Source organism: Sulfurospirillum tamanense (assembly GCF_016937535.1).
GTDB lineage: Bacteria > Campylobacterota > Campylobacteria > Campylobacterales > Campylobacteraceae > Sulfurospirillum_B > Sulfurospirillum_B tamanense.
In genome coordinates, this window is sequence record NZ_JAFHKK010000010.1 from 30,982 (window position 1) to 46,007 (window position 15,026).

Genomic DNA, 15,026 nt, shown 5'->3' on the forward strand with positions numbered 1-15,026 from the left:
AAAAGGAGGTGGGTTGTGCGTGGTTTTTTTCTTTTCTTTGTGGTCTTTTTTTTGGCAGGTTGTGGACCAAAATACATGGTACAAAAAGAGTACGCCATTGGCCAAGGTCAAGAGGCTTGTGTTGCCCAGTGTCAAGTGCGTCAAGAGTCCTGCGTGTTGGGTTGTCAAGAGCGCCTTGAGGCGTGTCAAGCACATGCAAGCGAACGCGCACGAGATCGCTTTTATGAAGCTTCAAAACAATTCAAACAAGATGAAGCACACTATCAGCTTCAGTGGAGAAGCTATCGCGAAAACAGAATCGCTTACGACTATCTTGCTTCCCAGCTTCATAATGATTACCGTTTTTTCACCCTTACATGTAAAGATAAGAAAGATGCCTATGCTTGCGCCAGAGCCAAAGAGCTGGCTGTTTTTCAAAAAAACCTAGTGCGTCAAGAACCTCTCGCCCCTTTAACCCCTCTGGCCCCAAATTTAGCACAGATTCTTGAGCAAGAAGTAGCAGGGTGTGATAAGAGTTGCGGCTGTTCAGAAGGGTTTGATGGATGTTTTGTGGCGTGTGGTGGGAGTGTGGTGCTGCAGTCTATATGTGTTGAGCGGTGTAATTAGCAATTATACAAATAGAGTGATGAAAAATATTGACAATCATCGCTTAACTTTAGTATAATTATGTCAAGTTTAATAAGTAAAATTATTGAACTATACTCAAATACTTCCAAAAGGAGGAGCCTATGAAGTCCATTAGTCGTTATGACCCATTTCGTGATTTAAGGGAGTTGGAAAAGCGCTTTTTTACTTTGGCGCATACTCCAGAAGAGCGAAATAACATTTCAAGCTTTGCCCCCACTGTTAATACGCGAGAAGATGAGGATGCGTATTATGTAGAGGTGGATTTGCCTGGGGTGAAAAAGGAAGACATTCATGTGGATGTAAATAAAGAGAGCCTTACTATTTCGGGAGAGCGAAAATGTAGTGAAGAGGTCAAAGAAGAACATTATTATAAAGTGGAAAGCTTTTTTGGTAAATTTCAACGCACGTTTACCTTGCCAGAAAATGTAGACACCGAAGCCATCGGCGCAAAATGCGAAAATGGTGTTTTGGAAGTACGAATTCCAAAAATTGCTCCCAAAGAAGCTAAAAAAATCGAAATTTTATAAAATGTAACATGAGGTGGCCTAATGCTGCCTCATGTATCACTTCTTTTTCTCAAGTAAAGCACATTCCTTTTGCTAAGGGTTTTATACACTCTTTTTTCTGTAAGCCGATATTGGAATCACAACAAAAAAGGAGTAACCCATGAATATCAACACACTTATTGCTGGTAATTTTTTTAAATACAACCACCTTTCTGTTTCAGGAAAAGGGAATGCCGCGGGTGAAGCAGGGGCTACTAAAGGGTTTTCTTTTGAAATGTCTCGGGTAGATTTTTCATTCCAAAGCTACGTGGGTAGTTTTTCTAACAATATTCAGCCACCTCAAAGTCTGTCAGATTTTATTGATTATGATGCTATTGGTTATCAAGGGAAGCCTGTTGAGGCGTTATCGCAACAAGAAGCCAAAGAGCTTGTCTCGGATGATGGCTTTTTTGGCGTAGCGCAAACGGCTAATCGCATTGCAGGGTTTGTTATTAGCGGTGCGGGTGATGATTTAGAGAAGCTTCAAGAGGGTAGAAAGGGGGTGCTTCAAGGGTTTGAGGAAGCAGAAGCTATTTGGGGCCAAAAACTTTTTGATATTAGCTATAACACGCTAGCTAAAGCGCTAGAAACTATTGATGCGCGCATTGCTGAACTTGGAGGTTCGGTGTTAAACACACAAGCCTAGAGACTTAATGCCTTTTTTATTTTTACTTCTTTTGTCGCTCTTGTTTTATTAAGAGGAGACTCTCTCTTTGTAAGCTAAGAGGGTCGGGCTGCTAAATAAAGCGATTCTTCTTGGCGTATTCAAGGGTTCTTATGCCACTTTTAAGTAAATTCACAGTAAAATCCTAACCTTAAATTATCTTAAAAAAAGGAATGGCATGAAACGTACATACCAGCCACACAATACGCCACGTAAGCGAACGCACGGGTTTCTTACGCGGATGAAAACCAAAAATGGTCGTCGACTCATTAATGCGCGTCGCGCAAAAGGTAGAAAAAAATTGGCCGCCTAAGGACTTACGACTCCCTTAGACACTCACGGGAGTTTGCCCTTGGATACAATCAGGGTAAGAAATGGCACTGTGATTGTGCCGTGATCTTTTACAAAGCATCGTCAAAGAAAAACGTAGGATTTACCGCTAGTAAAAAAGTGGGCAACGCAGTGCAGCGCAATTTTTGCAAACGCCGTCTGCGCGCTGTTTTCTTGGAGCTTCAAGACAGCGTGGTGGATGGCAGTTATATTTTTGTAGCCAAGGCTCAGATTCATACACTTACACACGCAGAGTGTGTTCGAAGTATGCGCTGGGCGTTGCGAAAGCTTGGATGCCTTCATTCATGAAAACATTTGCGCTGTGGTTGATTGCTTTTTATCAAAAAGTTTTAACACTCGCTAGCTTTGGAAGTTGCAGGTATTATCCTACGTGTTCTGAATATGCCAAATGGCAGGTGATGCACAATCGTCTTTTGTTTGGTTTGGGGGCAAGTCTGTTGCGAATACTGCGCTGCAACCAACTGTTTCCTGGCGGGATTGACTACCCAGTAGTATTGAAACGGTTTCATCCGTATTCGATGATCCAACCCTTTACATGTAAAACAATTCATGTAAAATTTTGGTTCATTCCCAAAGGCCCTCACCACTATTATGTGATTAAATCATTTGCTTGCAGTAAATCTAACTAAGGAATTTTTGTGATAGATAAATTAAGCACGCAACACCGAGTTCTCATTGCAACCGTCCTCTCCTTCGCTTTTTTTGTCGGCTACGACTACTTTTTTATCCCCAAAAATGTACCAACACAAACCGAAGCAACCACAAGCGTTACGCAAACCTCTGCGCCACAGACACCAGCTCCTTCATCTAGCGTGAGTCAAACAGCGCCTAGTCCATCAATGTCTAGCGCGTCTTTGGACTCGGAATATATTGCCACAGTCAGGGGTGAGCATTTTGAGCTAAAAATTGACCGCCTAGGGCGCATTGCAAAATATTATCTTAATGATGCGAAATTTAAAAACGAAGACACCTCACGTCTTCAACTGATTGACGAGAGTTTTGAGCCAAAGCCTCTTGAAGTGCGCTTTAAAGAAACCTCTGTTAACAATGAGGCATTTGCAGTAGACTATACGGTCGATAATGCACAGCTTGTGGTAGAGAGTGGTCCAAAAACCCTTGTGTTGACCCAAGTGCTTGAAGCAACGACCCTTACAAAAAAACTCACCTTTTACCCCGAGGGACACTACGAAGTAGCCATCGAACTGAGTGCGCCGCAAGAGTTTTTTATTACACCTGGTTTTCGCCCTAATGTCATTGCTGACAATTTTACATTCCACGGCGTCTTGATTAAAGAAGCAGATGAAACAATTACAGTTATTGGCGATGGGGATGCTAAGGGGGATGAGCGATTTATTGATGCCCCTATGGTGGCTGCAGTAGATCGCTACTACACAACCTTGTTGTACGATTTTAACGAGGGATTTGATGTTGTTGTTTCAACCGATAAAGACAAAAATCCCATTCTTTTCATTAAGGGTAAACCTACGATGAGCTTTAGCGGCTATGTTGGCCCTAAAGATTACGAGATTTTAAACGGTATTGATGCACGCTTAACGGATGCTATTGAGTATGGATGGTTCACGTTCATTGCTAAGCCCCTCTTTTTGTTTTTGAGCTATTTGTACGGACTTTTTGGAAACTGGGGTTGGGCGATTGTAGCCATGACAATCCTTATCCGTTTGGTGCTTTACCCACTGACGTATAAAGGCATGGTTTCCATGAACAAGCTCAAGGAGCTTGCGCCGAAAGTTAAAGAACTTCAAGCAAAATACAAAGGTGAGCCCCAAAAGCTAAATACGCACATGATGGAGTTGTATAAAAAACACGGTGCCAATCCCATGGGGGGATGTTTGCCGATTTTGATGCAAATTCCGATTTTCTTTGCTATCTACCGCGTTCTTTCAAATGCGATTGAGCTCAAAGGTGCTCCTTGGATTTTGTGGGTAGAAGATCTTGCTGTTATGGATCCTTATTTTGTTTTGCCTATTCTTATGGGTGCAACGATGTTTTTACACCAGCGGATTACCCCGACAAACTTTACTGATCCAATGCAAGAAAAAATTATGAAATTCTTGCCACTAATCTTTACCTTTTTCTTTGTTACTTTCCCTGCAGGTTTAACGCTGTATTGGTTTGTAAATAATCTCTTTTCTATCGCACAACAGTATTATGTTAACCATTTGTTTGCGAAGAAGAAAGAAGAGCAAAAAGCACTAAAAGAAGAGAAAAAATGAGAGTAGAAGCCGACACCCTTCAAGAAGCGTTTTCAAAGGCTGCAGCCGAGCTTTCGTGTTCGGTAACGAAGTTAGATATTCAGGTGATTCAGCATCCGCGTGCTGGACTTTTTGGTATGTTTAAAAAACCAGCGATTATTGAGGCTTTTCGTGAAGGAGAGCTACGCCAAGAAGCTCCTGTTGCGATTAAAGAGACCGTGTCAAAAACCCAAGAGGAGAATGCACCCTCTGCTGCTTCTTGGCAAAAAAATCAAGAAGAACCAAGGCTTCGTCCAAAAAAAAGTCGCTCACGGCGTAAAAAAGAGACATCCAGCGAAGAAGTTTTGCCAGAAACTTCTGAAGAAATTCCATTGGAGCAAAAGCTCGCAGTAGTTAAAAAAGAAGAAGTCAAAGAAGAAACGGTGCCTTATCAATCAAAACAACGCAACCATGCTGTTGTGGGTGAGGTGTTGGGTGCTATCAATGCTGGAATCTGCGAACTTGTGGAAAACAGTTGTTTTGCCATTGAGGTTGTAAAAGTTGAAGCCCATGATGACCAAACCGTCTTAATTGAAATTAACGGTGAAGACGCGGCGTTGTTGATTGGCAAAGAAGGGTACCGCTATAAGGCATTTTCTTACTTATTGTACAACTGGATAAACATGAAATATGGCCTCGGAATTCGCTTGGAGATTGCCCAATTTTTGCACAACCAAGAAGAGATGATTGAAAATTACTTAGCCCCCGTGGTTGAGCGCATCGAATCCCAAGGGCGTGGACAAACCAAACCCCTTGATGGCGTCTTGATAAAAATCGCTTTAGAAAAACTTCGCGCCCGTTTTCCTGAGAAATACGTGGGCATTAAAACAGGCCGCGAAGGGCGAAAATTTGTCGTTGTGAACGACTTTAATCGGAAAAGCCTATAAAAACCATTGCTGCCATTGCCACTGCCCATGGCATTGGCTCTATTGCTATTGTTCGCTTAAGCGGGCCAGAGGCGCTGCCTTTGGCTTGCTCCTTGACACGAAAATCCTCTTTTTCCCCACGCCACGCCACCCTTTCTTCCTTGTTTGATGCCACAGGAGCGCTTATTGATGAAGCACTGATTGTCTATTTCCAAGCGCCTAAGAGTTTTACGGGCGAAGAGGTGGTGGAGTTTCAATGCCATGGGGGCATGATGGTGGCAAGCATGGTGTTAGAAGCGCTTCTTGCCAAGGGTGCGCGTCTTGCGACCCCTGGGGAGTTTTCAAAACGGGCTTTTTTAAATGGCCGTATTGACCTTGCCGAAGCCGAAGCCATTGCTAAGCTCATCGAAGCTAAAAGTGAAGAAGCTGCCAAAATCCTCGCCCGTCAAATGAAAGGGGAGCTAAGCCGTTTTGTGAATGAAGCCAGAGAGTCTTTATTGGAAATCTTGGCGTACGTGGAAGTCTCCATCGACTACGCTGAGGAAGATTTGCCTGAAGATTTGATACGCCAAATGGAAGTAAAACTCACCGCACTAGAGCAGCGCTTAGGCGAGGTTGTGGCGGTGAGCGAACAGCGCAAAGGGTTGATGCAGGGCTTCAAAGTCGCAATTGTTGGTAAGCCAAACGTGGGCAAGAGCTCTTTATTAAATGGCCTTTTGCACTACGACCGTGCGATTATTAGCGATGTTGCGGGCACCACGCGCGACACCATCGAAGAAGAGATGCGCATCGGCACCCATCTTATCAAAATCGTAGACACCGCAGGCATTCGCCATACGGAAGAAAAAGTCGAGCAAATCGGTATAGCCCGTTCCAAAAAAGCCATCGAGGAAGCCGATGTTGTGTTGGCTTTGTTTGATGCAAGCCGTCCAAAAGATACGGAAGATAGGGAAATTTTAGACCTTTTGGAAACTTATGCTTCATCAAAACATGTGATACCGCTTCTGAATAAAACAGACCTACCAAAGGTGTTTGAGGGTTTGGAAAATGCCTTACATGTAAGCACCCTTTCGAGCCTTTCATGCGTTGTGGATACCCTTAGGGAGCACTTAGACACAAAGCGTATGGATGAGGGAATGTTGCTCACTTCAACCCGTCAAATTGCCTCAGTGCGCAAAGCCCATGAAGCCATCACGGAGGCGAAACCGCGTCTTGAAGAGGCAGAGCTTGAACTGTTTGCCTTCCATCTCAACGAAGCCATCGGTGCACTGGGCGCTATTACACGGCCTTATGGGGTGGATGAAATGCTCGATAAGATGTTTGGCACCTTTTGCCTTGGCAAATAATTAGGGTTTTGCTTCACCCTTTTTAAAGACGTGCTTATCCACAATGGGTACCCCAAAACTAACGCTTTGACCCATTGGGATAAAGTCTCTCTTGCGGGTGATTCAAAACCCTCATGATAAAATGCAAAAGCGTCCTTAACAAGTCCATAAGTGCAATTTGAGTACACTCACTAAAAAATTTCCCAAGGGTGATTCGGATGGAAAATATTAACGATGTCTTAAAGTCCCATAAGTTAACGCAAGAGGATTATCAAAACATCCTCTCGATTCTTGGAAGAGAGCCAAACTTGCTTGAGATTGGCGTGTTTTCTGCCATGTGGAGCGAACACTGCTCTTACAAATCCAGTAAAAAATACCTCAATGGTTTTCCTACTAAAGCCCCATGGGTCATCCAAGGCCCTGGCGAAAATGCTGGCGTCATCGACGTAGGTGATGGCATGGCGGCGGTCTTTAAGATGGAAAGCCATAATCACCCCAGTTTCATTGAGCCTTACCAAGGCGCGGCAACGGGCGTGGGCGGTATTTTGCGCGACGTGTTTACCATGGGCGCGCGTCCTGTGGCCAACCTTAACGCGTTGCGATTTGGCGAAGTAGAAGGGCCTGGCGCGGTTGCCAAGCACCAACGTTACCTTGTACGTGGCGTGGTTGCGGGGATTGGGGATTATGGCAACTGCATGGGTGTGCCAACTGTGGGTGGTGAAACTTCTTTTGACAAATGTTACAACGGCAACATTTTAGTCAATGCCTTTACCTTGGGTCTTTGCAAAACCGATGAGATTTTTTACGGACGAGCTGAGGGCATTGGCAATCCGGTGATTTACGTGGGCAGCAAAACAGGACGTGATGGCCTAGGCGGCGCGGTGATGGCAAGTGATAGCTTTACCGAAGAGAACAAATCCTTGCGCCCCACCGTGCAAGTGGGTGATCCTTTTGCGGAAAAACTTTTGCTTGAAGCGTGTATGGAACTGTTTAAACAAGACTACATCGTAGGCATTCAAGACATGGGCGCGGCAGGGCTGACGTCAAGCTCTTTTGAGATGGCAGGCCGTACCGGAAGCGGGATGAAGATGGACCTCTCTAGGGTACCCGCACGTGAAGAGGGCATGATACCTTATGAGTTCATGCTGAGTGAATCCCAAGAACGCATGCTGATTTGTGCTAAAAAAGGGATGGAAGAGAAGGTGCTTGAGATCTTCCGCAAGTGGGATTTGGATGCAGAAGTCATCGGTGAAGTGACAGACACAGGCCATATGGAGCTGTTTTGGCACGGGGAAAAAGTGGCTGACATCCCTGTGCAACCTGTGAGTGAACAAGCCCCTGTACTTGACCGTCCCGTGAAGCGCCCTGCGTATCTTGATGAAATCGTAGGTGTTGGGATTGATGATTATGAGCCTATCTCTAACCAAAAAGCCTTTGAATCACTCATTTCAAGCCTAGAAGTAGTAGATAAATCGTGGATTTTTGAGCAGTACGATTCCATGGTGCAAACCAATACCGCCAAGGGTCCGGGCAGTTTGGATGCGAGTGTCATTCGCATCAAAGAAAACGGCAAAGCCCTTGCCATGAGCAGTGATTGTAATCCGCGCTATAACTTCATCGACCCCAAAGGGGGTGCAGCAGCTGCAGTGATGGAGAGCGGGCGAAATGTGGCTATGAGTGGGGCGCGACCCTTGGCGATTACCGATTGTCTAAATTATGGTAACCCTGAAAACCCAGAAGTGATGTGGCAATTTGCCCAAGGGTGCTATGGCATCAAAGAAGCGTGCGCGGCGCTTAACACGCCTGTTGTTAGTGGTAACGTCTCTCTTTACAATGAAACCAACAGCGTGGGTGTTTACCCCACCCCTTCCATTGCCATGGTGGGACTTAATGACGACGCGATGCGCATTTTGCCCTCATCGTTTGCAAAAGAGGGCAACAGCGTGTACCTTCTCGGCGAGACGGCGCATGAGTTTGGTGGCAGTTTATATATGAAGGTTTTGTTTGACAAGGTGCGTGGGGTGTTGCCTGCGATTGATTATGCTAAAGAACTTGCTTTGTGGGAACTTGTGATTGAAGCCAATAAAGCAGGGATGCTAGCGTGCGCAAAAGATGTCAATGTGGGTGGCGTGGCGATTGCCCTTGCTAAAATGGCGGCAGTTTCAGGGCAGGGCATCAAAGCTTCTGTGGAAGCAAAAGACCCTCGGGATATCTTTAGTGAAAGTTTTTCACGGGCTATCGTGGAAGTGGCGGATGAAAAAGGCTTTTTAGCCATGGCGGAAAAACTTGGTGTAAAAGCTGAGAAAATCGGCGTTGTGGGCGGAGAAGCCTTTACATGTAACGATGTTTCCATGGAGCTCTCGCAAGTGCAAGAGATTTATTTTAATCGCTTTAAGCAGGTGATTGAGCAAGACATCTAAAAGAGTCTTGCCTCCACCATTTCCATATCGTATAAATCAAAAAAGAGTAACGCGTCATCTAACACAGGCTTCCCAAGGAGTGTTTTTAGCACCAAGGAGGCCTGTAAACACGCGCAAAATGCCGCAGTCATGGGAAGGTTTCCACTGCGTTTTTCTGCCCCTTTTTCACCGTCTTTGTACACCTCTTCCAAATTTTTACTGGTACTGCATTGCCCCATCCAGCCCCCGATAGCACCGTGCACAAAAGCGACCTTTTCCTCGTTACATGTAAAGGCAAGCAAGGTTTTAGTAAGCGGACAATCCAGTGCATCTACCACGACCGATTTACCTTTTACAAACAATCGGGCATTTTCGGGGCCAAGGGTATCTTGGATGGCTTTTACATGTAAAGCAGGGTTGATTTCAAGTAGGCGTTTGCGCACGGTTTTTGCCTTGGAGTGCCCTAGCGTTTTTACAGAAGAGAAGATTTGGCGGTTAAGGTTATGCTCTTCGTAGACATCGGGGTCGATGAGCGTTAACGCTCCAATGCCAACACGGGCCAAAAGCTCACTAATGAGTCCACCTAACCCTCCACACCCCACTACAAAGACGTGGGCGTTAAACAGTCGGTGTTGCTCTTCTTGGGTGAGGCTTTGTTGGTTGCGACGGTAGCGCAAGGGGGTGAGACCTGCTTCAAAAATAGTTTTTTCAACAGTTCTGGCTTTACATGTAAAGGTCTTCATGGCTTCATTGATAGTAGCAATACCTACAAAGCCCTCATGGGCGCGTTCTTGAAGAAAGGAAGAAAGTGTTTTCATGTTTATCCTTTTGCAAGGTATAATGTAGCAAAAACAGGAGATTTTATGCAACTTTTTCTCAAAGCATTTTCCTCGCTGCGACCCCATTTAAAAAACCAAGGCATCGGCTATCTAGGGGAAGCCTTTACATGTAAAGAGGACCTTACTTTAAAGGAGCTTATCGTTACGCTTGGATTTAAAGAGGAGGAAGTAGAGGGGGCGTTTGTAAACCATTTGGTGGTTCCTAAAGCGACTGTCCTAAAAGAGGGGGATAAAGTCGCCCTTATCCCTCCTGGCACACCAGGGTCATACCGTCTCATTTTGGGTATTAAAGAAAACGCTTAACCTCCGCCCACTTTAGGAAAGAGGGAGAGAATATCCCCCTCTTCAAGCTCCACTTCCTCGGGTTGGTGGCGTCCATTTAGCATCAACACACCCAAGGGAAACCTCCCCTCGTAGATGCCAAGCTCTGTCACGACCTCTTTGGCACATGTTCCTTCGGGGTAGGCGCGTTGTTCTTCTTTGAACCTACCTTCGCGGTACTGAGCAAAGAGTTTCACTGTAATAGTCATCTAAAAATCCCAAAACGCATCGATTTCTTCATTGGTAAAATCCCAAAGCGCATTGTGCGGGGGTAGGGCTTCGTATTTCATAAACTCAGGCAAGCGATCATCTGCGCTGGTGAGGCCCGCGCGCTGGTTGAAGGCGCGTTCAAGCTTGAGGATGTTTTTGCCAAGATTAACCACGTCATCCCCTGTAAGGCTGACGCCAAAACGGGCGTTAATCATGTCAATAAGTGCGGGTAGACATTTGGGGTCATCGAGGGCTGGGAATGCCACAAAGATACACATGCCCGTGCTGTCCACTGCTGCAGTAGCGATTTGCAAGTTGCGTGCTAGGGCGACTTGACCTTCTTTGGTGAGTGGGTCAATGTGACCACCACTGTTGAGGATGTTGGTGGCTACCGCGTAGCCGGCGGTATGATCTGCACCCATAGTTGAGGTGGCGTAGGTGACGCCTTGGCCTTTGATGGCGCGTGGGTCGTAAGCAGGGATGCTTTGGTTTTTAACTACAGGAACACGAACCATGCCATAAAGTTTAGCAAAGTTGCCCACACCGCCACCTAGGATGCGTCCCAAAAAGGTGCCCTTGGCGATGTCATTGGCAATGAGTTCGTAGGCTTTTGCACCATCGCCATACGCCAAAATACCTGCATCCACAGCCATAGCAAGGGTGTTGCCTGTTTCAATGGCATCCACGCCAAGATCATCCATGAGTGCGTCAATTTTAGCAATGACATCCAAATCTTTAATGCCTAGATTGGCGCCATAAGCCCAAATCATTTCATACTCAAAGCCAGAGGTGAGGTAGTTACCCTCTTTGTCATTATAGGTTTGAGAGCACTGGATGACGCAACCTGCATGACAACCGTGCGTGGTGTCGCCGCCACGGGCTTTGATGTTTTCTGCCATGGTTTCACCGCAAATATTTTCGGCAAATTCAAACTGTCCTTCGCGGAAGTTACGCGTTGGAAGTCCGCCCGCTTCGTTGATGATATTTACAAGAACGTTGGTGCCAAATGCAGGTAAGCCTTCACCACTGATAGGGTTGTCTTTGAGGGCTTGCGTGAAAACCTTGCTTGCTTCTTTAAATTTTTCAGGGTCTGCCAAGGTGGTTTCTTTGTAGCTCTCAGCATCCACGGTGATGCATTTGATGCCTTTAGAGCCCATTACCGCGCCCATGCCACCGCGCCCATGGCTACGGAGTTTGCCTTTGGGGTCTTTGACGGAGATATTGGAAAGCAACATGCGCATTTCACCTGGACGACCAATGCTCATCACGGCAACTTTTTTGTCGTATTTTTCGAGCATGGCATCCAAAACTTCGTAATTATCTTTGCCTACAAGTTCAGGAGCTTCGACAATTTCTACCTTTTCTTTGCTTACATGTAAATGGTAAAATTTTCCCTCGGTTGGTTGCCCCTCGATAATGAGAGCTTTAACGCCCAATTTTGCCATGATGCCCGCACTTGTGCCACCCACATTACTCTCTTTGATGCCACCAGTGAGTGGGCTTTTGGCACCACAGGAGTTTCTGCCGCTATTTGCTGCAGCGGTGCCTGAGAGCAAGCCTGGAGCAAAGACAAGCTTATTATTGGGCCCAAGAGGGTGGCACTCTGGGTCAACTTCAGCTGCGACGATAGTAGAAGTAAGGCCGCGCCCACCTAGCCCCATCCAAGCCGTGGGAACTTCTTCGACGGTAAAGGTGAGGGTGGACATGTTAACGCGGTAAATTTGGTCTGCCATGAAAACTCCTTTGTAATCAGATTTACATCTATCTTAACGCAAAGGAGCTTTAACAAAGAATAAAATATCACAAAAAAATAATATGCAAAATTTGCATATCTTCTTTTACACATCTCTTATGCGAACGAAGTAAGCGCGCAATCCATACGGTGTAATATTGTTTCAAGAGTGGTGCGTGGACATCCAAAATTAAGCCGCACAAACCCTTCTCCTAAGAAATCCTTTCCATCGCTCAGTCCCACGCCATGCTCAAGAAAGAGTGCATGGGGGTTGGCATTAAGGGCACGGCAATCAATCCACGCTAAAAAAGTCGCTTGATGGTCTAAGAGTTTTAGCTTAGGGTGTTTAGCTACAAATTCTTGCACCAGTAAAAGGTTTTCATTAAGGTATAAACGCAGCTCTTTTAACCACGCTTCACCCCCTTCGTAAGCCGCTTTGGCTGCCGTGAGACCAAGCAAATTCACACCACCGTTTAATCCACCTATGGAAGCTTGAAAGCGTCGTTTTAGGGTTTCGTTGGGGATGATAGCAAAAGAGCAGTTGAGGCCTGCGATGTTGAAGGTCTTGGAAGGTGCCATGAGCGTGATGGTACGGTTGGCAAGGTCTTCATCAAGAGAGGCGATAGGAATGTGCCTCGCCTTAGGGTCTAGGAGCAAATCGGCATGGATTTCATCAGAACAAATCAATAAGTCATGGGTTTTGACTATTTCTCCAAGGCGCGTTAACTCTTCTTTGGTAAACACGGTGCCACCTGGGTTGTAAGGATTGCACAGTAAAAAGAGTTTACATGTAGGGGAAATAGCGCGTTCGAGTGCTTCAAAATCAAAGGTCCAGCGCCCCTCTTTTTCCACCAAAGGGACAGTGGCAACTTCTTTGTTCATCATCTTGGGTGCTTTAAAAAAGTGCGGATAAATGGGCGTAGTGGTGAGTACGCTTTGGTTGGGTTCTAGCATCTTACATGTAACGTTCATGCTAGGTACAACACCAGACACAAAGACAAACCATTCGGGCTTAACGTCCCAGTTGTACTGTTTTTTGATAAAAGTACACGCGGTGTCTAGCAAGTCTTGACTAACGCCCGTGTAGCCAAAAACACCGTGTTCGACGCGTTTGTGCAAGGCGTCGATGACACACTGGGGTGCTTTAAAATCCATGTCCGCCACCCAAGCAGGAAGGACATCGTGGGGGTAGCGTGACCATTTTTCATTGGGGATGCGGGTTCGGTCAATGGGGGTGTCAAACATGGGCAACCTTTTGTTCAGGATGAATGCACGCCACTAGGGCAGCATGGCTAGTGACCGCGTTTTCGACGATGATGGTTTCGATGTGCAAGGACTCAAGGGCTTGTTTTTCGCGGTAGCTGTGAACTTTGACGATGAGTTTGTTACTAGGGACGCTTTCTAGGAGCATTTCACACACTTCAAAGAGTTTTTTGGGATTGTCGATGGCGACGATGATGCGTCTGGCGTCTTTATAGTAGGTGCTCTTTAGCACCTCTTTTTTCAGAGCGTTTCCAAAGATAATAGGGTCGCCGTTGGCCAAGCCTTTGTGGTAGGAGTTGATGTCGCGTTCAACCACTACATAAAGCTCGCCTTCTTCGCGAAAGGCGCGTGCCACGCTTTGACCAAACTCTCCATAGCCTAAAATGACCACGTGGTTTTTGATGCCTTTAGAGATGTAGTCTGGGATGATGGCCTCATCGTCGGTAGTGGGGATGACCTTGTCTGTAATGGCAGTGAGGTTTTTAAGCAAAATAGGGGTGATGACCATGGAGATTACGATGCACACTACCATGATTTGATTGTACGGCGCTTCAATGAGCGAATAAGAGCGCGCAAGCTCTAAAATAGCAAGGGAAAATTCTCCCACTTGCACAAGGGTCAGGGCGGTTTTAAAGGCGGTTTTCTTGTGTTCACTCAAACGAACAATGCCATAGATGATGATAAATTTCAAGGCTAAAATAGCGGCCAAAACAAGCAAAACAATGTGTAAGTATTGGGCGATAATGTCAAATTTTATTTGCATGCCAACGGTGACAAAAAAGACCCCAAGAAGTAAGTCGCGAAAAGGAATGAGGTCGGCTTCTGCTTGGTGTTTGAACTTGGTCTCGGCAATCAACATTCCCGCGATAAACGCACCCAAAGAGTATGAAAATCCCATTTCATGGGCAAAATACGAAGCTCCGATAGCGAGAAAAAGGATGGAGCCTACAAAGAGTTCGTCAGAGTTTGTTTTAGTGATAGAGACAAAAAAACGTTCTAGTAAAAATTTACTTATGAGGTAAAGTACCACAAGCAAGAGGGCGCCGTTGATGAGTGTTTTGAGAAGAATGCCCATTACATCTCCATCATGGGAGCCCAAAAAACCTAAAAGAAGCAAGATGGGAATCACAGCGATGTCTTGCATAATCAAAATACCAAGAGCGCGTTGCCCGTGGCGTTTGTTGATTTCGCCCGATTCGTTGAAAGTCTTAAGGACGATGGCAGTGGAAGAGAGGGCGATGGCAAGGGAAAGAACGATGCTAATGATTTGGGCAATACCAAGCATATAATGGCTCACGCCATACACCACAAGTGCAGTGAGGCCAATTTGCAGGGAGCCTGCCACAAAGACTTCGTAGCGCATTTTTTTAAGATGCGAGATGGAAAATTCAAGCCCGATAGTGAACATTAAAAAGACAATCCCAAACTCAGCAATCTCTTGAAGGGTGTGGTTGTTGGCAACATCGTGTAAGTTGAACCCGTAGGCAATAATCGTGCCTGTAAAGATGTACCCAATGATGGTGGGAAGATTAAGGCGTTTTAAAAGGACATTGGAGCCAATAGCAACAAAAAGCGTTGTAACGATGATACCTAACATGCAAAACCCACTTTGTGACAAAATTGGGGGGATTT

At 45.7% G+C, this 15,026-nt stretch carries 16 protein-coding genes; 11 read left to right on the forward strand and 5 right to left on the reverse strand.

Annotated features, from left to right (window positions below; all coding sequences use genetic code 11):
• Window positions 1-15 precede the first annotated feature (15 nt).
• From JWV37_RS05940 to purL, 10 genes are all read left to right on the forward strand, one after another.
• On the forward strand, window positions 16-606 hold the full coding sequence (locus tag JWV37_RS05940) for an Aq_678 family protein (protein WP_205458861.1): 591 nt from the start codon (window positions 16-18) through the stop codon (window positions 604-606).
• Between the two features lie 122 nt (window positions 607-728).
• Entirely contained in the window at window positions 729-1,154 is a 426-nt protein-coding gene (locus JWV37_RS05945) for an Hsp20/alpha crystallin family protein (RefSeq protein WP_205458862.1), read from the forward strand.
• Between the two features lie 139 nt (window positions 1,155-1,293).
• The gene (locus JWV37_RS05950) at window positions 1,294-1,818 is read left to right on the forward strand and encodes a hydrogenase-4 component G (RefSeq protein ID WP_205458863.1); all 525 of its coding nucleotides are present in this window, start codon (window positions 1,294-1,296) and stop codon (window positions 1,816-1,818) included.
• A 196-nt stretch (window positions 1,819-2,014) separates the two neighbouring features.
• Window positions 2,015-2,149: a 50S ribosomal protein L34 gene (gene rpmH, locus JWV37_RS05955; RefSeq protein ID WP_205458864.1), complete on the forward strand. Its 135-nt coding sequence runs from the start codon at window positions 2,015-2,017 to the stop codon at window positions 2,147-2,149.
• The gene (rnpA, locus tag JWV37_RS05960; RefSeq protein ID WP_205458906.1) at window positions 2,137-2,475 is read left to right on the forward strand and encodes a ribonuclease P protein component; all 339 of its coding nucleotides are present in this window, start codon (window positions 2,137-2,139) and stop codon (window positions 2,473-2,475) included. Before rpmH ends, rnpA begins: the two co-directional genes overlap by 13 nt.
• Entirely contained in the window at window positions 2,472-2,816 is a 345-nt protein-coding gene (gene yidD / locus JWV37_RS05965) for a membrane protein insertion efficiency factor YidD (protein ID WP_205458865.1), read from the forward strand. Before rnpA ends, yidD begins: the two co-directional genes overlap by 4 nt.
• A gap of 9 nt (window positions 2,817-2,825) precedes the next feature.
• Window positions 2,826-4,421, forward strand: coding sequence for a membrane protein insertase YidC (gene yidC / locus JWV37_RS05970; RefSeq protein ID WP_205458866.1), 1,596 nt, complete (start codon window positions 2,826-2,828; stop codon window positions 4,419-4,421).
• On the forward strand, window positions 4,418-5,326 hold the full coding sequence (locus tag JWV37_RS05975) for a Jag N-terminal domain-containing protein (protein WP_205458867.1): 909 nt from the start codon (window positions 4,418-4,420) through the stop codon (window positions 5,324-5,326). Before yidC ends, JWV37_RS05975 begins: the two co-directional genes overlap by 4 nt.
• Entirely contained in the window at window positions 5,323-6,651 is a 1,329-nt protein-coding gene (gene mnmE, locus JWV37_RS05980; protein WP_205458907.1) for a tRNA uridine-5-carboxymethylaminomethyl(34) synthesis GTPase MnmE, read from the forward strand. Before JWV37_RS05975 ends, mnmE begins: the two co-directional genes overlap by 4 nt.
• A gap of 197 nt (window positions 6,652-6,848) precedes the next feature.
• Window positions 6,849-9,050, forward strand: a complete 2,202-nt coding sequence (gene purL / locus JWV37_RS05985; RefSeq protein ID WP_205458868.1) for a phosphoribosylformylglycinamidine synthase subunit PurL — start codon at window positions 6,849-6,851, stop codon at window positions 9,048-9,050.
• Here purL and JWV37_RS05990 read toward each other — a convergent pair.
• The gene (locus JWV37_RS05990; protein ID WP_205458869.1) at window positions 9,047-9,847 is read right to left on the reverse strand and encodes a HesA/MoeB/ThiF family protein; all 801 of its coding nucleotides are present in this window, start codon (window positions 9,845-9,847) and stop codon (window positions 9,047-9,049) included. The genes purL and JWV37_RS05990 overlap by 4 nt on opposite strands.
• Before the next feature lie 45 nt (window positions 9,848-9,892).
• Here JWV37_RS05990 and thiS point away from each other — a divergent pair, with 45 nt between their 5' ends.
• Complete coding sequence (thiS, locus tag JWV37_RS05995) at window positions 9,893-10,171, forward strand: sulfur carrier protein ThiS (protein WP_205458870.1); 279 nt, start codon at window positions 9,893-9,895, stop codon at window positions 10,169-10,171.
• On the opposite strand, the gene JWV37_RS06000 is transcribed toward thiS, so the two are convergent.
• The 4 genes from JWV37_RS06000 to JWV37_RS06015 form a co-directional block, all read right to left on the reverse strand.
• A complete protein-coding gene (locus JWV37_RS06000) occupies window positions 10,168-10,398 on the reverse strand; it encodes a MoaD/ThiS family protein (RefSeq protein WP_205458871.1) in 231 nt (76 codons plus the stop codon). The two genes, thiS and JWV37_RS06000, sit on opposite strands and share 4 nt — an antisense overlap.
• Window positions 10,399-12,132 carry an aldehyde ferredoxin oxidoreductase family protein gene (locus JWV37_RS06005; protein WP_205458872.1) on the reverse strand — a complete coding sequence of 578 codons (1,734 nt, stop codon included), beginning with the start codon at window positions 12,130-12,132 and terminating at the stop codon, window positions 10,399-10,401.
• Between the two features lie 116 nt (window positions 12,133-12,248).
• On the reverse strand, window positions 12,249-13,376 hold the full coding sequence (locus JWV37_RS06010) for a MalY/PatB family protein (protein WP_240332056.1): 1,128 nt from the start codon (window positions 13,374-13,376) through the stop codon (window positions 12,249-12,251).
• Entirely contained in the window at window positions 13,369-14,991 is a 1,623-nt protein-coding gene (locus JWV37_RS06015) for a cation:proton antiporter (protein ID WP_205458874.1), read from the reverse strand. The genes JWV37_RS06010 and JWV37_RS06015 overlap by 8 nt, the downstream gene beginning before the upstream one ends.
• Window positions 14,992-15,026 lie beyond the last annotated feature (35 nt).